19 protein-coding genes are annotated in these 22,286 nt (G+C 34.7%); 15 read left to right on the top strand and 4 right to left on the bottom strand.

Translation table 11 applies throughout. The annotated features are described in order from the left end of the window. Window positions 1-13: 13 nt before the first annotated feature. The 3 genes from E4T88_RS07310 to E4T88_RS07300 all read right to left on the bottom strand — a co-directional run bounded on the left by E4T88_RS07310 (window position 14) and on the right by E4T88_RS07300 (window position 4,235). Entirely contained in the window at window positions 14-1,471 is a 1,458-nt protein-coding gene (locus E4T88_RS07310) for a right-handed parallel beta-helix repeat-containing protein (RefSeq protein ID WP_135104811.1), read from the bottom strand. A gap of 398 nt (window positions 1,472-1,869) precedes the next feature. Beyond that, the gene (locus tag E4T88_RS07305) at window positions 1,870-2,598 is read right to left on the bottom strand and encodes a DsbA family oxidoreductase (RefSeq protein WP_135104810.1); all 729 of its coding nucleotides are present in this window, start codon (window positions 2,596-2,598) and stop codon (window positions 1,870-1,872) included. Between the two features lie 179 nt (window positions 2,599-2,777). Next, complete coding sequence (locus E4T88_RS07300; RefSeq protein ID WP_135104809.1) at window positions 2,778-4,235, bottom strand: aminoacyl-histidine dipeptidase; 1,458 nt, start codon at window positions 4,233-4,235, stop codon at window positions 2,778-2,780. Window positions 4,236-4,445: 210 nt separating this feature from the next. Between E4T88_RS07300 and E4T88_RS07295 the strand changes: the two genes are divergently transcribed. The 3 genes from E4T88_RS07295 (at window position 4,446) to upp (ending at window position 6,610) form a co-directional block, all read left to right on the top strand. Then, complete coding sequence (locus E4T88_RS07295) at window positions 4,446-5,063, top strand: OmpH/Skp family outer membrane protein (protein WP_135104808.1); 618 nt, start codon at window positions 4,446-4,448, stop codon at window positions 5,061-5,063. Between the two features lie 80 nt (window positions 5,064-5,143). Beyond that, on the top strand, window positions 5,144-5,890 hold the full coding sequence (locus E4T88_RS07290) for a shikimate dehydrogenase family protein (RefSeq protein WP_135104807.1): 747 nt from the start codon (window positions 5,144-5,146) through the stop codon (window positions 5,888-5,890). 63 nt (window positions 5,891-5,953) lie between these two features. Beyond that, complete coding sequence (gene upp, locus E4T88_RS07285; protein ID WP_135104806.1) at window positions 5,954-6,610, top strand: uracil phosphoribosyltransferase; 657 nt, start codon at window positions 5,954-5,956, stop codon at window positions 6,608-6,610. Between the two features lie 74 nt (window positions 6,611-6,684). On the opposite strand, the gene E4T88_RS07280 is transcribed toward upp, so the two are convergent. Then, window positions 6,685-7,608, bottom strand: a complete 924-nt coding sequence (locus E4T88_RS07280; protein ID WP_135104805.1) for an HU domain-containing protein — start codon at window positions 7,606-7,608, stop codon at window positions 6,685-6,687. A 132-nt stretch (window positions 7,609-7,740) separates the two neighbouring features. Between E4T88_RS07280 and E4T88_RS07275 the strand changes: the two genes are divergently transcribed. The 12 genes from E4T88_RS07275 (at window position 7,741) to E4T88_RS07220 (ending at window position 22,254) form a co-directional block, all read left to right on the top strand. After that, window positions 7,741-8,331, top strand: a complete 591-nt coding sequence (locus tag E4T88_RS07275) for a D-sedoheptulose-7-phosphate isomerase (RefSeq protein WP_135104804.1) — start codon at window positions 7,741-7,743, stop codon at window positions 8,329-8,331. Between the two features lie 301 nt (window positions 8,332-8,632). Beyond that, window positions 8,633-11,050: an SLBB domain-containing protein gene (locus E4T88_RS07270; RefSeq protein WP_135104803.1), complete on the top strand. Its 2,418-nt coding sequence runs from the start codon at window positions 8,633-8,635 to the stop codon at window positions 11,048-11,050. Window position 11,051: 1 nt separating this feature from the next. Then, window positions 11,052-12,140, top strand: coding sequence for a Wzz/FepE/Etk N-terminal domain-containing protein (locus E4T88_RS07265; RefSeq protein ID WP_135104802.1), 1,089 nt, complete (start codon window positions 11,052-11,054; stop codon window positions 12,138-12,140). A 14-nt stretch (window positions 12,141-12,154) separates the two neighbouring features. Next, window positions 12,155-13,672, top strand: coding sequence for a lipopolysaccharide biosynthesis protein (locus E4T88_RS07260; RefSeq protein WP_135104801.1), 1,518 nt, complete (start codon window positions 12,155-12,157; stop codon window positions 13,670-13,672). Window positions 13,673-13,711: 39 nt separating this feature from the next. Next, window positions 13,712-14,950 (top strand): glycosyltransferase family 4 protein, encoded by a 1,239-nt coding sequence (locus tag E4T88_RS07255; RefSeq protein ID WP_135104800.1) that lies wholly within the window; start codon window positions 13,712-13,714, stop codon window positions 14,948-14,950. Window positions 14,951-14,953: 3 nt separating this feature from the next. Further along, window positions 14,954-15,571 carry an acyltransferase gene (locus E4T88_RS18375; protein ID WP_135104799.1) on the top strand — a complete coding sequence of 206 codons (618 nt, stop codon included), beginning with the start codon at window positions 14,954-14,956 and terminating at the stop codon, window positions 15,569-15,571. A gap of 104 nt (window positions 15,572-15,675) precedes the next feature. Next, window positions 15,676-16,815 carry a hypothetical protein gene (locus E4T88_RS07245; RefSeq protein WP_167755441.1) on the top strand — a complete coding sequence of 380 codons (1,140 nt, stop codon included), beginning with the start codon at window positions 15,676-15,678 and terminating at the stop codon, window positions 16,813-16,815. 3 nt (window positions 16,816-16,818) lie between these two features. Then, window positions 16,819-17,544 (top strand): glycosyltransferase family 2 protein, encoded by a 726-nt coding sequence (locus E4T88_RS07240; RefSeq protein WP_135104797.1) that lies wholly within the window; start codon window positions 16,819-16,821, stop codon window positions 17,542-17,544. 34 nt (window positions 17,545-17,578) lie between these two features. After that, window positions 17,579-18,283 carry a LicD family protein gene (locus E4T88_RS07235; RefSeq protein WP_135104796.1) on the top strand — a complete coding sequence of 235 codons (705 nt, stop codon included), beginning with the start codon at window positions 17,579-17,581 and terminating at the stop codon, window positions 18,281-18,283. 1 nt (window position 18,284) lies between these two features. After that, on the top strand, window positions 18,285-20,096 hold the full coding sequence (locus E4T88_RS07230; RefSeq protein ID WP_135104795.1) for an aminotransferase class I/II-fold pyridoxal phosphate-dependent enzyme: 1,812 nt from the start codon (window positions 18,285-18,287) through the stop codon (window positions 20,094-20,096). Next, window positions 20,093-21,208: an NAD/NADP octopine/nopaline dehydrogenase family protein gene (locus E4T88_RS07225; RefSeq protein WP_135104794.1), complete on the top strand. Its 1,116-nt coding sequence runs from the start codon at window positions 20,093-20,095 to the stop codon at window positions 21,206-21,208. The genes E4T88_RS07230 and E4T88_RS07225 overlap by 4 nt, the downstream gene beginning before the upstream one ends. Continuing rightward, window positions 21,205-22,254 (top strand): metallophosphoesterase family protein, encoded by a 1,050-nt coding sequence (locus E4T88_RS07220; RefSeq protein ID WP_135104793.1) that lies wholly within the window; start codon window positions 21,205-21,207, stop codon window positions 22,252-22,254. The genes E4T88_RS07225 and E4T88_RS07220 overlap by 4 nt, the downstream gene beginning before the upstream one ends. Window positions 22,255-22,286: the final 32 nt, after the last annotated feature.

Here is a 22,286-nt window from a genome sequence, read left to right as displayed (position 1 = left end):
GAGCAATAGCCTTTTACTCACTCCGTTCATAGCAACCAATATCAGGATCGGTATCTGCAAGCCTCGAACGTCCTTTTAGATCATAAGGTAGTAGCAACGAGTAAGATCTGTCTGCCTTACCGATAGCAGGTGATGTGGCTTGCAGTTCGAAATTATATGAATAATCCTTATTATTATTTATATTTACAAACAATGGATCTGCGTTCCACACAGTATTTACAAAGTGCTCATCCTTTTGTTCAATGGCTTTAATCAGGCAGTTCTGAAATTTATAGTTGTATGCAACTGTACTAACTCCACTTAGCAGCAGTTCACCCGAAGCTGAGCCGGATATAATAGAGTTGATAAAATCGCATTTATCCAAATCATAAGCCTTTCCCTCATACACATTCCCGATAGCCAGACACTCCTTTTGACGCATCGACCATCTATAATAATTAGCCAGCGTGCAATGTAAGAAACTATATTTCCCGCCGATCAACGAAATAGCCGCACCTTTTGAATTGGCAAACAAGCAATTCTGAAAGTTTATATAACAGTTTGTCGCCAACAAGCCATACTCTGATGTATTCTGTACAATTGTGTTTGCAAATTCAGCTTTCTTGTATTGGGTATCTGCCGCCGAAAATGTTACTCCCCGTACTGCATTTTTTACAATTACATTATTGAGGACATTGCCATAACTCTCGGCATGGAAAGTTATCCCGCTCCATTGTCCGGGAGTATTATCGTATGGTATATTTCCGTCTATATTATCAAAGCGGCTTCCCCTGAAAACAATCGGTTCTTGTACCGTTCCTTGCGCTATGACACTACCATATATATCTACAGAAGCATTGTTCCGCAAGAAGAAAGTTGTTCCTTTTTGTACATCCAGAGTCACACCTTTATTTATGGTAAGCGAATTGTATATAAGCAGTGGTTTATCACCTGTTATCACCGAGTCGGTTGTCACCACTTTGTCTTTCCAGATATATACATCTTGTCCTACGGCCTCCAACTGCACATATTGTATGTTGCCGTTCACAACAAGGCGAATCGAATCCCTTATCAGCAGCGGGTTCTTTGTATTGGTGGGATCTACCGTTACCTCAACAAATCCGTACAGACTATCCTTTTTGAGTATATCCACATTGGTGAGCTTGGTTCCTTTTTCGCCGTCGATGTTCATACGGAAACCGCTTTTTGAAGCGTTCACCAATTCGATGGATTGTATGGTTAGAGAGTTATTGTTTCTGTTGTATATTTTAAACTGTTTTGTAGCCGAGCCCAAGGTTGTAAAAACGGTATCGAAACGAATTGTATCATTAGAGAATGAGAGTGTGATTTCTTCGCTATCCGAAAAGTCATTACCCTCCTGACAACTATTAAATAACATAAGAAACAAGACTAGCACAACAGAAGCTCCGATGGACTTCATAAATGAAGAAAAGATATTAATCTTAGCTAGCTCTACTACTCTATATTTCATTTGTTACAGTTATTAAGTTTGGTGTTACTTTTTGATTATTTCGTATTCGACTGTTATACAACAACTTTAATTTAACTGATTGTTAAAAAGTAACAAAAGTAACACTTTTTCTATTATTTTTATCTGTCACCTTTTACATTCGGAAACTAAGCCTCTTCTACTAGATAATTATAAATATAAAAAATTGTGCGTTAAACAATTAGCATTATCCGACGACAATATTATACAAAAAGTCTTAGTATCACAAGAAAAGAGGCTGTCTTATAGTTTTTCTCATCAGTGCTTCTTTGTCATTATCTTCACTTTCCTCTCCCGATATCCAATTCAAGATGTTCAAGATATCCAAATGACAAAAAACAGTAAAAACTACCAGACAGCCTCTTTTATATATCAGATCTCTACAAGCTGCATACTCCGTCTATCGAGCACGATTGCCCGCTTATGACTTCTCCTTTTTCGGACGAAACTCCGCTGCCTTCCCACTCGGCATAAGCCTCATTCAGCACTTTGAGATAGTCTTCCACAGGGATAGAGCCTTGCACCACTTGCTTATTATTAAACAAATAGAAAGGAATATATTCCAATCCAAGCTCATTCTCGCTGTATTCTATATCCTTCTTTATCTCCGAAAGATATTTATCACTATCGAGCATAGCCAAGATTTCAGTTTCTTGCAGACCGATGCTTGTACCTAACTGTACCAACACAGCAGGGTCGCTTATATTCCGACCTTTGACAAAATAAGCATCAAACAAAACTTCTTCGGCCTCAGTTCCCAAACTAGATTCCTTTGCCAGTTTCACCAATCTCAAAGCATCGGATGTGCTAACCACAACGAGATTATCAAAGTCATAGTCCAACCCAACTCCCTTAGCCATCTGGGCCACTTTGGCCTGCGTACGGCGAGCCTCATCTTCGGACATAGCAAACTTCTTGGCAAAATAGCTGTAAATGGATTGTGTTCCGGCTTTCTTCGGTAAGCTAGGATCTAACTCATAGCTGTGCCAAACAAGTTCTACATTCTTACGATGCGGAAATTGCTCCAAAGCTTTTTCGAGTCTACGTTTTCCAATATAGCAATGCGGACAAGCTATATCCGACCATATATCTATTTTCATTTTATCCATAATTCAATTGATTTAATTAATACGTAAGTAATAAAAACAATATACAACTGGATTTGTTACTTGACTACTTAAAAAAAAGAGAAAAAAAGATATGAGCGTGTGTCAAAAGTAAATCTTTACGATCAAAGTCACTTTTTACACACACCCATACTCGTATTCTTAAAACCGGCTTTTCGCTATTATTTAGCCGGAATATTCTTCAACACTTCCAATAAGAAAGGCCACCATTTGGCAACAGAAGGAATTTCTATCTGTTCCTCGGGAGAGTGCGCATTACGAATTGTCGGACCACATGAAATCATATCCAAATGCGGATATTTCTCCAAGAACAGACCACATTCCAATCCGGCATGTATAGCCATTATTTCAGGCTCTTTGCCATACAGGCTTTCGTATGCCTTCTTAGCTACCGCCAATACTTTAGAATCTGGATTTGGCTTCCATCCGGGATATCCTGCCGAATGCACAACCTCAGCTTTAGCCAATGTAAATACTGCATTTACAATATTACCCGCATCATCTTTCAACGAATTTGTAGAGCTTCTTTGGCTTGTTGTTATCACAATTGTATTACCCTCCTTCATTTTTATAGAAGCCAGATTTGTAGAAGTTTCTACCAAATCGGGTATTTCATGACTCATCGCCAATACGCCATGAGGACAAGCATAAATTGCGTTCAGCAAATTGCCGGTTGTTTCCTTATCGAGTACAAAAGCAGGTGTATCTGTCGAAGACACCGTCATTTTTACATTCGGGTCTACAACCTTCAGTTCGCCCTCAATTTGTGGAACCAGTGTATTCAATTCTACGATTACATCTTCCTTCTTGCTGTATGGCACTCCGGCAATAGCGTAAGCCTCGCGGGCAATAGCATTGTGAAGATTTCCTCCGTCGATCTCGGCAAGCACCAAATCTTGTTTTTTATTGAGCTCCCACAAGTAGCGGTTCAATATTTTATTGGCATTACCCAATCCTTTATGGATTTCTGCTCCGGAATGCCCTCCGTTCAATCCATTCACTTGTACTTTGAACCAGAAATAATTGGCAGGCACTTCTTCTTTCTTATATGTAAATGTAACAGTGGTAATCTTACCTCCGGCACATCCTATATATATTTCACCTTCTTCTTCTGTATCCAGATTGATAAGCACATCTCCGGTAAGGAAATCCTTTCCTAAAGCATACGCTCCTGTCAAACCTGTCTCTTCGTCTACAGTAAACAAACATTCAAGCTTGCCATGCTCTATTGTATCCGAAGCCAAGATAGTCAAAGCAGCAGCAACTCCCATACCATTATCAGCACCCAGAGTTGTTCCTTTGGCTTTGAGCCAATCTCCATCTATATAGGTTTCTATCGGATCGTTGTCGAAATCGTGCTTGGTTCCGCTATTTTTCTCGCACACCATATCTACATGCCCTTGAAGTATTACGGTCGGAAGATTTTCTTTACCCTTGGTTGCCGGTTTTGTTATCAAAACGTTGCCTGTATCGTCTTTTTTGGCTTGCAGGTTATGTTTTTTTGCGAATTCTAATAGGTAAGCGATTATTTTTTCTTCTTTTTTAGAAGGTCTCGGAATTTGAGTTATTTCGTGGAAATAATTCCATATACCACTCGGTTTTAAATCTTTAATTGTCATATTAATATTTTAATTATTACTTACACTTTCATAATAACATATAAAATTAAAGAGATATACCTTAAAATGCAATTTTTTTACAACTTTTAAAGGTTTAAAATTGATGTTGTTTTAACATAAAGATATATCTTTGCCAAGTCGTTAAAAAACACAGGCATAATTGCGCCTTGTTTTTTGCTACAGGATAAGATTAACTAAATGTTTTTATAAATGAAAAATATCTCTTACATTATTAATGGCGTTTTTGCTGTTGCAATAATCGTCCTTTTCATTTTATTTTTCACATCTAATAAGGGAAACACAGGAACTGAAGACTCATCTCTCACATTCACAAAAGGAGACTCTACCGGCATGCTTCCTATAGCTTATGTAAATGTAGATTCACTTTTGATAAACTACAATTATGCTAAAGATGCGAATGATGCGTTGATGAAAAAGTACAATAGTTCAAATGCTACTCTTACCCAAAAGCAAAGACAACTAGAAGCCGAAGGCGCAGAATTTCAGAGAAAAGTTCAAAACAATGCATTCTTAAGTCAAGAAAGAGCACAACAAGAAGCTGCACGTATCCAAAAATTGGAAAGCGACCTGCATGCAATGGCTCAAAAATTGCAAGAAGATTATCTGAGAGAACAGCAAAAAGTAAATACGCAGATGGCCGATTCTGTTCGCCTGATATTGAAGGAGATGAACAAAACAGCCAACTACCAAATGATATTTAGCAATACAGGTTTGGATAATGTTCTGTTAGCCAAAGATGGTTATGATATTACACAGAAGGTGATAACCCTGTTGAATAGCCGCTACAAACCTGAAGCTTCTAAGTAATAGGTAAATGATTTAAAAATAGGGTAACACCAAATTGGAGTTATCCTATTTTTTTGCAGTATAGAGAAAAAATTAGCATTATGGACACGTATGGACTAATCGGATACCCTCTGAAACACTCATTTTCCAAGAAATTCTTTACCGAGAAATTCGAAAAGGAGGGAATTGATGCAGAGTACCTCAATTTTGAGATTGAAGATATCTCTCAATTTACTGATATTATCCGCAACTATCCAAACCTTAAAGGTCTGAATGTAACAATCCCATACAAAGAAAAAATAATACCATACCTCGATGGGCTCGACAAAGGGGCTGAAAGGATCGGGGCCGTAAATGTGGTAAAAGTAATCCGAGACAAAAACAATGCAATAAGATTGATCGGATACAACTCCGATATTATCGGATTTCAGGAATCTATCAGGCCGCTTATCAATACGGCTATCCATAAAAAAGCATTGATATTAGGAACAGGCGGTGCATCCAAAGCGGTAAAAGGAGCGTTAGATGCACTAGGCATAGAGTGGATATATGTATCGAGAACTCCGAGTGAAGGACAATTATCATACAGCGATATCGACTCACAGGTAATGGAGAAATATACCGTCATCGTCAACACATCGCCACTGGGCACTTTTCCGGACGTAGACAATGCCCCCGACATCCCATACACCCTGCTCACAGACAAACACCTGCTTTTCGATCTGGTGTATAATCCGGCTGAAACAAAGTTTCTGAGGCTGGGCAAAGAGAATAAGGCTAGCATAAAAAACGGAGCCCAAATGCTCGAGCTGCAAGCCATTGCAGCATGGAAAATATGGAATGAATAAATTCCTTCGTAAGACAAATAGAAATGTGAAAGAAAACTTATACCTTTAAAGTCAAAAATCAAGATGAGAATTATAAATCTTTCAGAGCAAAACACTATCCTCAATCGTTTTGTCAGCGAATTGCGCGATGTAGACATCCAGAAGGATAGCATGCGTTTCAGACGAAATGTTGAACGCATAGGAGAAACAATGGCTTATGAGATCAGTAAAACACTGAATTACGCGCCGCTCGAAACTCAAACACCTCTGGGTACATCGATCACAAATGTGCCTACCGACCCTATCGTTATCGCTACAATACTTCGTGCAGGACTTGTTTTTCATCATGGATTTCTGGAATGCTTCGACAAAGCAGAGAATGCTTTTGTTTCTGCCTACAGGAAATACAGAGAAAACCATCAAAGTTTTCATATCCACATCGAATACATCGCTTCTCCACAAATAGAGAATAAGGTTTTGATCCTTACCGACCCGATGTTAGCTACAGGTGGCAGTATGGATTTATCGTATCAGGCGCTATTGACCAAAGGTGAGCCAAGCCATGTACATATAGCTACTATAATAGCAAGTAAGCAAGCTATTGATTATTGTGCAAAAAACTTCCCTCAGGAAAAGACTACAATATGGGCTGCGGCTATCGATCCCGAACTGAACGAATCGGCATATATAGTTCCCGGATTAGGTGATGCCGGAGATTTGGCATACGGAGAAAAAGAATAAATAAGATATTTATAAAATCAAAAAAGAGGAAAGACTTATCTTTCCTCTTTTTTTGTTATATATCGCTCTACTAATTAGTTCCTTTTGGAATACAACCAAGCTGTTTCGTATTTTGGATTCTCTTTACGGAATGTGTCCAAAAAGCCTTCGGCTTCAGGCTTATCAGAGAATGAAGCTACATAGATACGGAAACGACCTCCTGCCTCTAAGATATTTACACTCTGAAGACCACTCTTCTTAATCTTATCCAACAAACGTTCTGCTCTGGATTGTGTATCCTCTCCCCCTACAATGATATAGTATGTACGTAAAGATTGAGGCTGTGCTTCAGGCTCTTTGCTCTCTACCTTGGTTTCTAGAACTTTAACAGAATCAGCCTCCAACAATGGTTTTACTTGTTCTGCAAGAGAATAGATAAAGCCTGACTGCTGAGTTATGGCACCTTGCAAACCTGTATTATTACTTACATTTGCTGATGGTACAGTGAATAAAAACATTGCAACCAAGGCAGCGGCAATACTTCCGAGCGTATATTTAATCGGAAAGCTTTTTCTTGAAGCAGACTCCCGTCTATTTATATTCGACAGGTTGCTTAACCCCACAGCGGTAAGACCATAAAGAGAAGGAAACACAAAAGATGAATTAGCCTCGAACAGAAGTTTACCTTCCTTATTCATGTATAAGCTACCCAATCTTCCACAAGATACAGGCTTTTGAGTAGAAAGCTCTTGTTTTAAGCCTTTGACAAAATCTTTTATTTTTTGCAATGCAGCATTATATGTCATTTTACCGTCTCTTATATAATAAGAGACGATTACACCATCATCATGCTTCAGATCAGGGTTGAAAGTTATCATATATCCGGGTACGCACACATTAGCATCAATATGATGCAATGGTTCCTCCTGATTGACAATAAACCCACCCAACTCCGGTATAGTCACACAGTTATGGATTGGCAAGGCAAATTCTAAATATGTAAAGACTTTGTTTTCCATAGAGGCAAAGATAATTATAAGTTGTAGAAATGAAAAAGATGATGTTCTCTTTTATTTAAAAAGTTACTAACAATTAACCGTGAAAATTGTTAAAAAAAAGTTACTTTTGGGACTAATTAGCTAAAACAGAATATGGAACTTGAACAAATTATTACAGAGCACATCCGAAAGTCTATCTCTGTAAAGGAATCTATACTATCCAATCCTGCCATCATAGCAAGCATCAAAGATGCTGCTACAGCAACAGTGGATGCTTACAAAAGAGGAAAAAAAACACTGATTGCAGGAAATGGAGGAAGTGCTGCAGATGCACAACATATAGCCGGGGAGTTTGTTAGCCGATTTTATTTCGATAGACCCGGAATCCCTTCCATAGCATTATCAACTGATACATCTATTATAACTGCAATAGGAAACGACTACGGGTTCGATAGGCTTTTTGAGAGACAAGTGCATGCTCAGGGTGCAGAAGGCGATATTTTTATCGGTCTTACAACATCCGGCAACTCCGAAAACATTGTCAGGGCACTACATGCATGTAAAGAAAAAGGTATAAATTCTATAATTTTGACGGGTAAATCAGGAGGCAAAGCTTCTGAGCTATGTGATATTTGCATAAAAGTTCCGTCGGAGGAAACTCCAAGGATACAGGAATCACATATACTAATAGCCCATATTATTTGCTGTATCGTTGAAGAAGAGTTATTTGGAAATCAAAAGTAGCCTCAATCTTGATTGTATTGAAACCGACTCCGGATACCAATATATATATTATCTAAAATTGTTTTAACTTAAAAATTAGCTACATTTGTAACGTTAAAAATAACAAACATTGTATGATCGAGACACAATATCAAAATAGATTACCCCAGAACCATCTGATAGGCACCTAAATACACATTGATGGTTGTTGCAAAAGGATATTTATAGATTATTGAATTGTGTATTAAAATATAAACCTTCAAGACAAATTAACATAGAAAATCTAGAGTCATTGCTTTTAAGCCTTTAATATTTTAAATATATGAAAAGAGTTATTCTTTATTTTTTTATTTCATTAATTTCAGGAAACCTGTTGTTTGCCCAGATGTCCGATTCACAGGTCATAGAATATGTTAAAACAGAGGCAGCCAAAGGAACTTCCCAACAAATGATTGCTACCGAACTTTTAAAGCGGGGAGCAACTCAAGACCAGCTATTAAGGATAAAAAGTCAGGTAAATCAGCAAAATCAGAATACCAGCAATATAAACACCCCTACAAGCAGACCAACACTCAGAAAAGACGTAACGAGTGAAACGTATGCTCTTAGAAATGACTCCATAGCCAGACTGTTGGAATACCAACGAGAATATGGCCTTTTAGAAGATAACAAACCTGTAATTTTCGGTAAAAATATATTCAACCAAAAGAATCTTTCATTTCTACCTAATATGAATATCCCGACGCCCGAAGATTATAAATTAGGACCCGGTGATGAAATAGTCATTGATATCTGGGGGGCATCTCAAGCATCACTGCAACAAATAATTTCTCCGGAGGGGAGTATTGTGGTAGACAGGCTTGGCCCTGTTTACTTAAACGGAATGACAATAAGAGAAGCAAACTCTTATATACAACAAAAGTTTTCGAGTGTTTATTCAGGCATCGGTAATGAAGGAGGGTCTTCTCAAATAAAACTTACTTTAGGCCAAATACGTACTATCCAGATAAACATATTAGGAGAGGTGGCCGTACCGGGTACATATGCTTTATCTTCTCTCTCATCGGTATTTCATGCTTTATACAATGCAGGAGGGATAAATGACATCGGTTCTTTACGTTCTATTCAACTGTATCGTAAAGGTAAGCTCATAAAAACAATAGACATCTATCAGTACCTATTGAATGGGAATGCAAGTGGCGAAACCCGTTTGATGGACGGAGATATTATTATGGTTCCTCCATATATCTCTCTTGTAGAGATAGTAGGGAAAATAAAACGCCCTATGTTTTATGAGATGACAGTAACCGAAACCCTTTCAGACCTAATCAAATATTCGGGAGGTTTTACGGGTGATGCATACAAAGAAAAAATAGATATTACCAGAAAGACAGGGAAATACGATAAGGCATATACTGTTAGTTCAAAAGATTTTGAGAACTTCATATTGGACGATAAAGATAGCATCTTTGTTAGTGCGGGATTAAATCAGTTTGACAATAGAGTTGAAATAAAAGGAGCTGTATTCAGACCCGGTTACTATGAAGTGGGCGAACAGATAAAAACAATAAAGAATCTAATAGAAAAAGCCGGAGGCATTAAAGAAAATGCATTCCTCAACAGAGCGATACTCACAAGGGAAAAAGCTGACTTAACTCGTGAAACAGTTCCTATCAACCTGAAAAATCTTCTTGAAGGCCGTACCGCTGATATTAACCTGAAGAAAAACGATATGCTCCTCGTAGCTTCAGATAGCGTATTAGTTGAATTAGGCAGCTTCACCATTTATGGAGATGTACAGACTCCAGGAGAGTATGACTATGCAGAAGGAACAAGCATCGAAGATTTAATCATCAAGGCCGGGGGGCTTCTAAAATCAGCCTCTTTAGCAAAAGTGGATGTTTCGAGAAGGATCGTTGACCCTTTAAGTATTGAGAGTCCAAATGTGATAGCCGATATTTATACATTTAATATAAAAAATGGATTGATAGTAGATGGTCCACCGGATTTTGTATTGAATCCATACGATCAGGTATACATCCGCCGTAGTCCGGGATATATCGAGCAGAGAAATATAGAGATTGCAGGCGAAGTTCTATTTCCGGGCAGATATGCTTTGAAGGAAAAAACTGAAAGGCTTTCGGATATTGTAAAACGAGCTGGCAATTTAACCCCCCACGCATTTTCTGCAGGAGCAAGATTGTTAAGAGAGAAAACAATAATGGAAATGACTGAAGAAAGAAAAGCTATGCAAGCCCTATCGAAGGGACTGAAAGATTCTATTTCTACAGATTTACTAAACATTAATCCTTATTACTCAGTAGGTATAGAATTGGACAAAGCGATTGCAAATCCAAAATCAGAATATGACCTTGTCCTTCGTGAAGGAGATCAACTTATTGTACCGGAATATGATAATACGGTAAGAATAAATGGCTCCGTCATGTACCCAAATACTGTTCTATACAAAAGAGGACAGAAAGTATCTTATTACATTAATCAAGCTGGAGGATACAGTGATTTGGCAGAAAAGAAAAGAGCATATATCGTATATATGAATGGAACTGTTGCAAAGGTAAAGGGTTCAAATAGAGATGCAATCCAACCGGGATGTAATATTGTTATCCCATCTAAGGAACAGAAAGAGAAAATGTCATTAGCTCAGATATTAAGCCTAGGGACCAGTGTTACTTCTATGGCTTCTGTCGTTGCTTTATTAATAAATAATTTGAGCAAGTAAAATGGAAGGACAAAGACAAGATAATATATCAGAGGAAAAAGAAATAGACTTATTGGCATTGGTAAACAAAATCTGGCTAAAGAAAAAGTTTATACTAAAAGTTGTTGGTATAGCTTTTATTCTCGGATTGGTGGTTGCTTTTAGTATTCCGAAAGAATATACGACAAGGGTCATTTTAGTCCCCGATACTCAAACCTCGGGAACAATGGGATCTTTGGCTGCTTTAGCCGGAATAAACTTAAATAGTATGACAGGAACAGATGCCTTGGCTTCTCCTGACCTCTACCCAGACATCATTAATTCTTCACCTTTCCTCCAGGGGTTATTCGATATTCCGGTAATAGATGCCGATAAGAACATTGATACTACTCTCTACTCATATTTAAACGACCATCAGTCGGCCGCCTGGTGGAGTTATATATTAAATGCTGGAGGATTATTAAAAAAGCAATTCTCATCGAATGATAAAAATATAAATATGATAAAAGCTCCAAATAGTCGTTTTATTTCTCAAGAAGAACAAAATGTACTGAATAATTTAAAAAGCAGATTGACTATTAATTCTGATAAAAAGACAGGAGTTATTACTCTCGAGATAATTATGCAGAGCCCAGAGATATCTGCATATATAGCAGATACACTCACTTCTTACCTTCAGGCATATGTCATCAATTATCGTACACAAAAAGCTCGAAATGATTTAGCCTATGCAGAAAAACTATATGAGGAGTCGAAAATAAATTATTATAAGGCGCAAAAAGCTCTGGCAACATTTACAGATGGAAATCTTAATGTTGTTTCCGCTCAATTTGGGACAACACAAGAACGGTTACAGAATGAATCAAACCTAGCCTATTCTGTTTATAATCAGACAGCCCAGCAGGTACAGATGGCAAAACTAAAAGTACAGAATACAACGCCTGTTTTCACGGTTATTCAACCAGCGGTAAAACCATTACAAGCTTCAAAACCATCTAAGAAAATAATATTAGTATGTTTTATGTTTTTATCCTTATTAGGAGCTTCATTATGGACTCTAAGAAACGATTTATTCGACATTTCGAACAGAAATGAAGAAGCTGATACTTGATAAGAATAATTATAATGCAAGAGAATAATAAACGTATAGCTAAAAACACTCTATTTCTCTATTTTCGGATGTTGTTCACAATGGGGGTTAATTTATATACTTCCCGCGTAATATTGAAAACATTAGGAGTAGAGGATTTTGGGATATACAATGTCGTTGGCGGAGTTGTAGCTATGTTTGCCTTTATAAATGGCTCATTGACATCTGGAACCCAACGTTTTCTAACATTTCAAATAGGGAAAAACAATTTCGTTGGACTGAAAAAAATCTTTTCGGCATCACTCAACACACACATTATTTTAGCCTTAATAATCCTAATTCTTGCAGAAACAATTGGACTTTGGTTTTTAAAAAATGAGATAAGCATTCCTGAAAATCGTGAATATGCGGCTTTCTGGGTCTATCAGTTTTCTGTTTTTGCTATACTTCTATCTATCATCCAAGTTCCATATAATGCCAGTATCATAGCACATGAGCAAATGAATGTTTATGCATATGTAAGCATTATTGATGTTACTTTAAAACTAATAGTTGTTTATCTATTATCTATTTCAGAATATGATAAACTCATTACTTATTCGTTCCTAATTTTTATAGTAAATAGCATTATAATAAATATTTATATTATTTACTGTAGAAAGAAATACTCTGAATGCCGATTTGAATTAGTATCAGATAAATCCATATATAAATCTATATTAACTTTCTCCGGTTGGAATACTTTTGGAAGTGGTGCTGTCGTTGGAGCAACACAAGGAATTAATATTGTATTAAACATATTTTTTGGACCAGCAGTTAATGCCGCACGAGGAATTTCCGTGCAAGTTAACAATGCAATCACATCTTTTGTTAATAATTTTCAAACGGCAGTGAATCCACAAATAGTAAAACTATATGCTGCTGGAAAAATAAGTGAATTATATACTCTGTTATTTCAGAACGCTAAATTTTCTTTTTGCATGATGTGGTGTTTACTCCTCCCTATATTCTTAAAATTAGAAATAATATTAAAACTTTGGCTAGTAGAAGTTCCTGAATACACAGCCTTATTCTGTCGATTAATTCTCTTACAATCTTTAATCTCATGTTTACAACGTCCTTTCGTGATGGCCATTAATGCAACAGGAAAAATAAAATTATTAAACATTGTATCCGGGGGGATCTTATTAGCCGTATTACCTATATCTTATATTTTATTAAAGGAAGGGGTAGCTCTTTATATACCTTTTATTGTTCATATTATAGCATCTATTTGTGGGTTTTTTATAGAATTATTCTTACTTCATAAATATATACGTTTACCAATAAATAGATTATTTACCGATGTATTTATTCCAATATTATTTATTATCATTTGTTCTTTACCTATACCTATAATCGTTTGTTATAGCCTGGCTGACAATATACTATCTTTAACATGGGTAATCGTAATATCGCTAATATCAGTTATTATACCTGTGTACAATATAGCTCTAAGTAAAGAAATGAAAGACAAAATAAAGCAACGAATAAAAAGATATAATATAAAATAAAAACATGCTAGTAAAAGAATTTCTAAATATTGCAACAATATGAAAGTTCTCTGGTTTACAAATACAGCGTCTTTATATCAACAAAACAATAATGCTTACAATGGCGGAGGTTGGATCGAATCGTTGGAATCGAATATTCGCACTAATCCGACAATAGATCTAGCAATATCATTTTTCCATTCAGATACTATTTTTAAAATTAAAAAAAATAATGTAACTTATTATCCAATATATGAAAAACGTAATATATTAAAAAAAGTATTACATGAGCTAAATCCGGATCAAAGAAATGACGAGAATATTCACCGTTTTTTACGTGTTATAAATGATTTTAATCCTGATATTATCCACATATTTGGCTCTGAGAAATCTTTCGGATTAGTTGCCAAATATACCTCTATACCTGTTATCCTTCATATACAGGGGATCATAAATCCTTATTTGAATGCATGGTATCCTCCAGGATACAGTAATATGGGGATGTATTCTCTATTTCGTTTTAATCCATTACGTATATATTCTTATTTCAGAGGCTATAAATATTTTTCGATAAGAGCCAAACAAGAGTTAAAAAGGCTTTCGTATGTTCGAAACTATATGGGACGTACAGAATGGGATAAATTAGTAACATCAATATTATCTCCAGGCTCAAATTATTACTATTGCAGTGAGGTGTTACGTTCTCCTTTCTATACAAATACACCATGGAGGTTTCATCAACGGGATAAAATTATAATAGCGACAACAATATCATCACCTCTTTATAAAGGTTTTGATTTAATATTAAAAACAGCGGCTCTTCTTTCCTCTCTGCCATCATTATCTTTTGAATGGCGTATTTTTGGAAATATAGACCCCAAATTAACAGAACGGAAATTAAAGATAAGAGCAGCAAATGTTCATGTTGATTTACGAGGAGTACTCTCTGCAGAATCTTTAGCGAAGGAGCTTCTTGATGCTGATATGTTTGTACACCCCTCTTATATTGATAATAGTCCCAATAGTATTTGCGAAGCTCAATTATTAGGCCTACCCGTAATCTCTACAAATGTAGGTGGAATTTCTTCTTTGATAGAACAGAATGAGACAGGAATTCTAATACCGGCAAATGACCCTTATACACTATGCGCTAAAATACAAAAAGTATTTAATGATCCGGATTTTGCCGCATACTTGGGCAAAAATGCAAGAGACTGCGCATTAAAACGACATAACATTGAATCTATTGTAACTCAGAATATATCGATTTATAAATCCATTCTATCTAAGCAGATTTAAACTATGTCACGAAATACTTTCTATTTTATTTTCCGACTTCCGGTAAAAATTGCAATTTTTCTTTCCAGAATCTGGAATCCTATCAAATTTCGTTTGGCTGGGATAATTATAGGGAAAAATGCCTGTATAAGAGGTAAGATATTTATTGATATGGGTAAAGGTTCACAAATCATTATAGGTAATAATTTAACTATCTCCAGTGGATTAAATATCAACCCCCTTTCTCGTAATATACGGGCGTGTATCAGCGCATATAAAGGGGCTACAATTAAAATAGGGAATAATGTAGGAATAAGCTCTGCATGTATATGGTCTTCTAAATCTATAACCATTGGTAACAATGTAAAAATAGGAGGCGATAGTATTATCATTGATAGTGATTCTCATAGTTTAGATTATTTAATACGCAAAGATTCTGACAACAAAATAATTAGCAAAGATATCATTATAGAAGATGATGTATGGATCGGTACCCGATCTATAATTTTGAAAGGAGTTACAATTGGTGCACGTTCTATTATAGGAGCAGGTAGCGTTGTTACAAAAGATATTCCGACAGATTGTATAGCTGCAGGTAACCCTTGTCGTATAATACGACATTTAGAAAATAAAAATTCATGAGAGTTAGGCTAAAAAAATATATATTCACCCTTAGAAGAAATAACAATGAAATAATAACGGAGTTACTTCTCGCCAGTCTTCTGTTATTTACAATTGCTCCACTTATGCCTAAACTCTATTATCCACTTGGTGCTGTTAGCTATTTGCTATTTATTTATGCATTTTTTATTAAACGCTGGTCACTACCATTTAAAAGCAATACTGATATTGTTTATATTTTTTTGCTTTTTATTATTCTCTTAGTAATTCTTCGTCCTGTCCTAAAATTCAATTTATCCGAATATAGAGGACAGCTACTTTATCCATATGGTTTTCTGGCCCACATCTTACCATTTATATTGTTATTAAGACTCCACAATATTTCCTTCCCGATAGTAAAAAGATATTTATACATTTATGGAACAATCGGAATATTCTTTTTTATAATTGACATCAATACAATCTTTATAGATAATACAAATTTAGGTTTCAATGAATATCAAGAATATTTATTTACAATAAGTAGATCTCTGACCTTTTTAACTGCAGGACTAATCGTATTTTTTATTCCTCAATTTTTTTCAAAGAAAGTAAAAGTATTAACTATTATCTGTTTTTTATTAGCTTTGTTTATTCAGGCATTTGCTGCGCGAAGAGGTGGTATTTTACTACTGCTTATTATTTTATGCTTTTCACTATATTTAGTGCTAGATAAAAGATATGGATTTGTAACTAAAGGTATAATATTCGTTATTGTAATAGCATTCATTTCTATTCTTTTTTATCTGGTTGCTGATAATTTCGCATTATTGCTCGAAAGGTTGGATAAAGACACAAGAGGCGTTGTAGAAGTCTATTTATATAGGAGTCTAGATCATAATTATACGGACTGGATCTTTGGTAGAGGCTTAGACGGAACTTATTATTTTCCGATAGGAGATCCTGAGTCTTTTCCTGATATGAACAGAGGAGTTATAGAAACAGGCTATTTATATTACATCTTGAAGGGCGGACTACTCTATTTATTCTGCTATATTGTTATATTACTGGTAGCTTTTATCAAAGGTTTCTTCTTTTCAAATAATACATTATGTAAAGGTATGTCGCTATATATTTTATATAATCTAATTAGTTTATATCCGTTTGGCTTACCAAGTTTTTCATTTAGTACATTTATTCTTTGGCTTTCAGTAGTATGGTGTATGCGAAGCTCATGCCTAAAAAAAACAGATATGGAAGTACAAACCTTATTCAATAGCAAATAGAATATGAGAGAAGATATTTTAATTACAGTTGTTCTTGTGACTTATAATGCAGCAGAAACCATAGAAACAGCCATCTTAAGTGTATTGAATCAGACATATAAAAATATCGAATGCCTTGTAATAGATGGAGCCTCTACGGATAATACTGTTGATATTATAAAAAAGTATAATATCAGATACATCTCAGAACCTGATAAAGGTATATATGATGCTATGAATAAGGGCTGGAAACAAGGAAGAGGAGAATGGGTTTTATATCTAGGTGCAGATGACGAATTGGTCTCAAACGGCATAGAAGCTCTAGTTAATGTCAGCTCTAATGCGGAAATAGTTTATGGTGATACAATCTTAAAGTTTCTTTCGGGTAATACTAAAAGAAGAGGAATTCAAGATTTATCGGTGATAAAATACTATCTATGCAGTAGTCATCAGTCATTTATGATGAAAAAAAGCGTCATTGATAGCTTAGGTGGATTCAATTTAAAATACAAAATATATGGCGATTTTGATTTGATACAAAGAGCCTATATCAATGGTTATAGATTTAGACAAACAAAAGAAGTGATATCTATATTCTTCCTTGGAGGTATTAGTACAAATAATATTATGGCAGAAAGAGAACGATATATATTGCTAAAAGATAATAAATTAGCCAAACATCCTCTCTTAGTATGCTCCTATTTTGCTTTAAAAAAGATACTTTTAAAGATAAAACATTTATATTCATAAAAGATTAAAGAATAAACATTTAGATATAGAAAAAGTGAAAAAAATAAATACACCTAAAGGGATATATAAATATAAATTTGTTCCTCTTTGTGCAGAAAAGAAAAGAATTAACAAGGAAATTGCAAAAGAAAATTTATTATTATTTAAGAAAATAGCAGAAAAGAATAATCTTCAATTTTCTTTAGCTTTTGGGACAATGCTCGGTGCTATAAGAGAACATGACTTTATTGATCATGACGATGATATTGACCTATGGATTTTGAGTGAGCAGCAAGATACCTTCTTCAATATGTTGTTCGAGTTAAGAGAATATGGATTCGAACTTGTTCGCTTCCATCGAAAAGGATTAGGCTCTATTATACGGAAAGGTGAGAATATAGACATTTATGTTCTATATCCGATAGCAGAGGGCTTAAGAGGATATTATGGCAATCCTATTCCGGAAAAATATGTAACAAAATTAAGTCTATATGAATTTCAAGGGGAACTCTTTCATGGAGCTACAAATAGTGAAGAGTTGATGGTCTTCTTTTATGGCGAGAATTGGAGAACTCCCATCGCTTATGCAAATTTCGATCTACCCTTTTATAAATGGTTGGTATCTCTAATAAAAGAATATGCGATCTCTTATACTCCAAATTGGCTATTTAATTCAATAACTAATAAGAGAAAAAAACGTAAAATGGACTTATATTTAAAACGCCTTAATAGATTAAATAATTTCTTACAAAAAAAATAATATGCAAGCAATAATTTTAGCAGCAGGAATGGGTAAACGACTTGGTGACCTAACTAAGGATAACACTAAATGTATGGTTAAAGTTAATGGCATCACTCTAATTGAACGAATGCTGCAACAGATAACCAAACATGGTATTCAGAAAATTATTATGGTGATAGGTTATCATGGAAATGAATTAAAAGCTTACATTGACAGTTTACCCGACAAATATGATATCAAATACATAGAAAATCCTGTATATGAAACGACAAACAACATCTATTCTCTATATTTGGCAAAAGATTATTTATTGAAAGATGATACACTTTTATTTGAATCAGACTTGATATTTGAAGATAAACTAATTGAAAATATTCTGGCTCATCCTTATCCAAATTTAGCATTAGTTGCTAAATTTGAAAGTTGGATGGATGGTACAGTTGTCACACTTGATGATGAACATAACATTGTAAAATTTATTACAAAAGAGTCATTTGTTTTTGAAGAAATATCCTCTTATTTTAAGACAGTCAATATTTATAAATTTTCAAAAGAATTTTCTAATACCCGATATGTTCCATTCCTCGAGGCATATAGTAAAGCTCTGGGGAATAACGAATACTATGAACAGGTATTAAAAGTCATCGCCTTACTTGACCAACCAGACATTAAAGCATTGGACATAAGAGATCTGTCATGGTATGAAATTGATGATATACAGGATCTGGATATTGCCGAATCGATCTTTGCTGATGAAGATACGCGATTAACCAAGCTCCAGAAACGATATGGAGGATACTGGCGTTATCCTCACATTATCGATTTCTGTTATTTGGTAAATCCATATTTTCCGAATAGTAAACTTCTTTCAGAGATTAAAGCCAACTTTGAACGACTACTGGTCGAATACCCATCAGGATTAGCAATCAATAATCTCTTAGCTGCAAAATATTTTTGGATCAAACCTGAATATATTTGTGTAGGAAACGGAGCCGCCGAACTAATAAAGAGTTTGATGAATGTGATCGAAGGTAAAATTGGAATTAATTATCCTACATTTGAAGAATATCCCAACCGATATAGTGATGACAGAATCATTGGATATACTACAACAAATCCAGACTTTCACTATGGTGCTGAAGATCTAATCCAATATTACAATGATAAAAATATTTCTTCTCTAATCCTTATCAATCCGGATAATCCATCAGGTAATTTTATTTACAAAGAGGACATTCTGAGAATATTAAAGTGGGCACAAAAAAAAGGTATCAGAGTAATAATTGATGAATCCTTTGTAGATTTTTCTGACGATTTTGAAAAAAATAGTTTATTAAAAAACGAAATATTAGAAGAATATAAAAACTTAATCGTAATTAAAAGTATTTCTAAATCATATGGTGTTCCGGGCTTACGTTTAGGTATAATTGCATCTTCAGATTCCCAAATAATGACATTTCTGAAAAAAGATGTATCTATCTGGAATATTAATTCTTTTGCTGAATTTTATTTACAGATATATGGCAAATATGAACAAAACTACAAAACAGCATGTCGCAGTTTTGTTGCTGAACGTGAACGATTCAAGGAACAGTTGTCTAAGATTACTTTTCTTCGAGTAATACCTTCGCAAGCCAATTATTTTTTGTGTGAAGTGATATCTAATAAAACAGCAGTACAATTAACTCGAGAATTATTAAAGCACAATATATTAATAAAAGACTGTTCTGGCAAGCATGGATTTGAGAACAAAGAATATGTACGTATCGCTGTTAGAAATACTGCTGATAATGATTTATTGATTGAAAAATTACATATTCTAGAATCATGAAATTAACAGTCTTCGGAGCCGGTAATATAGGAACATTTATAGCAGCATATCTCTCGCTCCAAAAAGCAAATAAGGTATCATTATATACTCCGAATAAAAATAAGATATCCAATATTATAAAAATAGACGATATTGAGAATAGAAAGACTTACTATTCAAATCACATTTCTGTAAATGATGACTTGCAAGAGTCCTTACAAGGAGCTGATTATGTTTTCCTAACATATCCTTCTGATCTTCTATTCGATAAGCTTCAACAAATGAAGGATTATCTGACTGCTGGCACAAAGATAGTCGTTGTGCCGGGTACAGGCGGAGTAGAGTTTCACACTCACTTTTTATTACAAAAAGAATGTATGTTGGTAGGATTACAAAGAGTTCCTGCAATATGCAGATTAAAGGAATATGGTAGATCTGTTTGCGTAACAGGATGGAAAAAACAACTATATATTTCGTCTTTGCCTGCTAAAGGTCAACAATGTGTCATTGACGATCTTAGTAAATTATTCAATATCCCTGTACAATCTGTAGGAGCGTATTATAATATAACTTTGACTCCGTCTAATCCAATCCTACATACCTCAAGACTATATGCTCTATTTAGAGATTACTTTGAGGGAAAAACATATTCTACCAATCCGGGATTTTATGAAGATTGGGATAATTATTCTTCTGAGATATTAATACAATGTGATGAGGAATTACAAAAAGTATATAAAACATTAAGCCACAACGACAATAAAGTTATTCCATTATTAACTCATTACGAATCTGTTGATGCAGAATCTTTAACAAAAAAAATAAGATCAATCAAAGCGTTCGAAGGGATAAAGAGCCCTATGATAAATAAAGGTTCTGCATATATTCCAGATCTATCTTCCCGCTATTTTCTAGAAGATTTTTCTTATGGACTATGCATAATAAAAGGACTTGCTTTAATTTACGGTCTAAAAACACCAACAATCGATTCATCTATTCAATGGATGCAACGATTATATAAGAAAGAATATATCGATTTATCCGCTAATTTAGGGAAAGATTATGTCGAAACAGGAATGCCACAACGATTTGGAATAAATAGTATAGATAAGATTGAACAAATATATATATGAAAAGAATTTATTTATTTATTGCGTTTGTCATCTCTATACTATTCCTTTCATGTAATAAAGAAGATGATATTGACATCAGAACATCAACCGGGCTTTACGGTGAAGCTAACAAAACTCTACAGAGATTTAAAGACTGGCGTAGAAATGATGATGTTATTATTTTTCCAATAATAACGGATTTACACTCAGGTGGAAATGATAAGTATAAACATATTTCTTATGTAATGCAAACAGATAGCCTTTTCGGCTATGATTTCATTGCTCATCTTGGCGATTTTGGTATAGATGTGGATAAGACAAATACTCTACTTAAAGAAATTTCTACAATACATGAAAAGTATAATAAATTGACGATATTTTGTAAAGGAAATCATGAAGATTTTATTTCTAATGTAGCTTTTTCTAATTCCTTACAAGTTCCCTCTCTAAATAAAAGTAAGTATAAGGTAAATATCTATTCAAATGGGGCATTTGGATATTATGACATTGATAATAAAAAAACTAGAATTTTCTTTCTTAATACCTCTGATAGTATCTCTTATTGTATTAGAAAAAAACAACTCCAATATGTGATTGATAATCTATCAACAATTCCGAATAATGATTGGTGTGTGGTCTTTCTTGGCCACTGGTGTCCGCATCCAATCGGCTACTGGAATAATTCAACAAGTCAGAAGATTAATCATAAAACGTTTATGAAGATTCTAGAGTCATATGCGTCGAAAAAAAATGGTGTAGCAGACATATCTGAAAATATAAACTTATCATGGGATTTTACTAAAGCCAAGGGTAAGTTAGTTGGTTATTTATGTGGTGATTCTCATTTTGACACCCAAGTAAAAGACAATGGAGTAAACTATATAATAACACAGGGATATGGGACTATATCTGAATCCCAAAAGCCGCAAGGAGCTATCACGACCCCCTTTGACTACAATAAGCAAATGCTTGTTGATATTGTAGCGATAAAGCCGTCAGAAGGAAAAATGAAGTTTTTCAGACTTGGAGCTGGCAGTAGTAACCGAGATAGAGAATTTTACTTTTAGTAATCTAATAAGAAATATCAGTTTTTGATATA

The organism is Dysgonomonas mossii (assembly GCF_004569505.1).
In the GTDB taxonomy this organism is placed as follows: domain Bacteria; phylum Bacteroidota; class Bacteroidia; order Bacteroidales; family Dysgonomonadaceae; genus Dysgonomonas.
This window is presented reverse-complemented; position numbering and strand designations above follow the sequence as displayed.

Coding starts and splice junctions, on each gene's coding strand:
- E4T88_RS07295 (WP_135104808.1), top strand. CDS start 4,446: ATGAAAAATATCTCTTACATTATTAATGGCGTTTTTGCTGTTGCAATA.
- E4T88_RS07305 (WP_135104810.1), bottom strand. CDS start 2,598: ATGGATAAAATGAAAATAGATATATGGTCGGATATAGCTTGTCCGCAT.
- E4T88_RS07225 (WP_135104794.1), top strand. CDS start 20,093: ATGAAATTAACAGTCTTCGGAGCCGGTAATATAGGAACATTTATAGCA.
- E4T88_RS07310 (WP_135104811.1), bottom strand. CDS start 1,471: ATGAAATATAGAGTAGTAGAGCTAGCTAAGATTAATATCTTTTCTTCA.
- E4T88_RS07260 (WP_135104801.1), top strand. CDS start 12,155: ATGCAAGAGAATAATAAACGTATAGCTAAAAACACTCTATTTCTCTAT.
- E4T88_RS07240 (WP_135104797.1), top strand. CDS start 16,819: ATGAGAGAAGATATTTTAATTACAGTTGTTCTTGTGACTTATAATGCA.
- E4T88_RS18375 (WP_135104799.1), top strand. CDS start 14,954: ATGTCACGAAATACTTTCTATTTTATTTTCCGACTTCCGGTAAAAATT.
- E4T88_RS07280 (WP_135104805.1), bottom strand. CDS start 7,608: ATGGAAAACAAAGTCTTTACATATTTAGAATTTGCCTTGCCAATCCAT.
- E4T88_RS07270 (WP_135104803.1), top strand. CDS start 8,633: ATGAAAAGAGTTATTCTTTATTTTTTTATTTCATTAATTTCAGGAAAC.
- E4T88_RS07245 (WP_167755441.1), top strand. CDS start 15,676: ATGCCTAAACTCTATTATCCACTTGGTGCTGTTAGCTATTTGCTATTT.
- E4T88_RS07220 (WP_135104793.1), top strand. CDS start 21,205: ATGAAAAGAATTTATTTATTTATTGCGTTTGTCATCTCTATACTATTC.
- upp (WP_135104806.1), top strand. CDS start 5,954: ATGAGAATTATAAATCTTTCAGAGCAAAACACTATCCTCAATCGTTTT.
- E4T88_RS07230 (WP_135104795.1), top strand. CDS start 18,285: ATGCAAGCAATAATTTTAGCAGCAGGAATGGGTAAACGACTTGGTGAC.
- E4T88_RS07290 (WP_135104807.1), top strand. CDS start 5,144: ATGGACACGTATGGACTAATCGGATACCCTCTGAAACACTCATTTTCC.
- E4T88_RS07255 (WP_135104800.1), top strand. CDS start 13,712: ATGAAAGTTCTCTGGTTTACAAATACAGCGTCTTTATATCAACAAAAC.
- E4T88_RS07265 (WP_135104802.1), top strand. CDS start 11,052: ATGGAAGGACAAAGACAAGATAATATATCAGAGGAAAAAGAAATAGAC.
- E4T88_RS07300 (WP_135104809.1), bottom strand. CDS start 4,235: ATGACAATTAAAGATTTAAAACCGAGTGGTATATGGAATTATTTCCAC.
- E4T88_RS07275 (WP_135104804.1), top strand. CDS start 7,741: ATGGAACTTGAACAAATTATTACAGAGCACATCCGAAAGTCTATCTCT.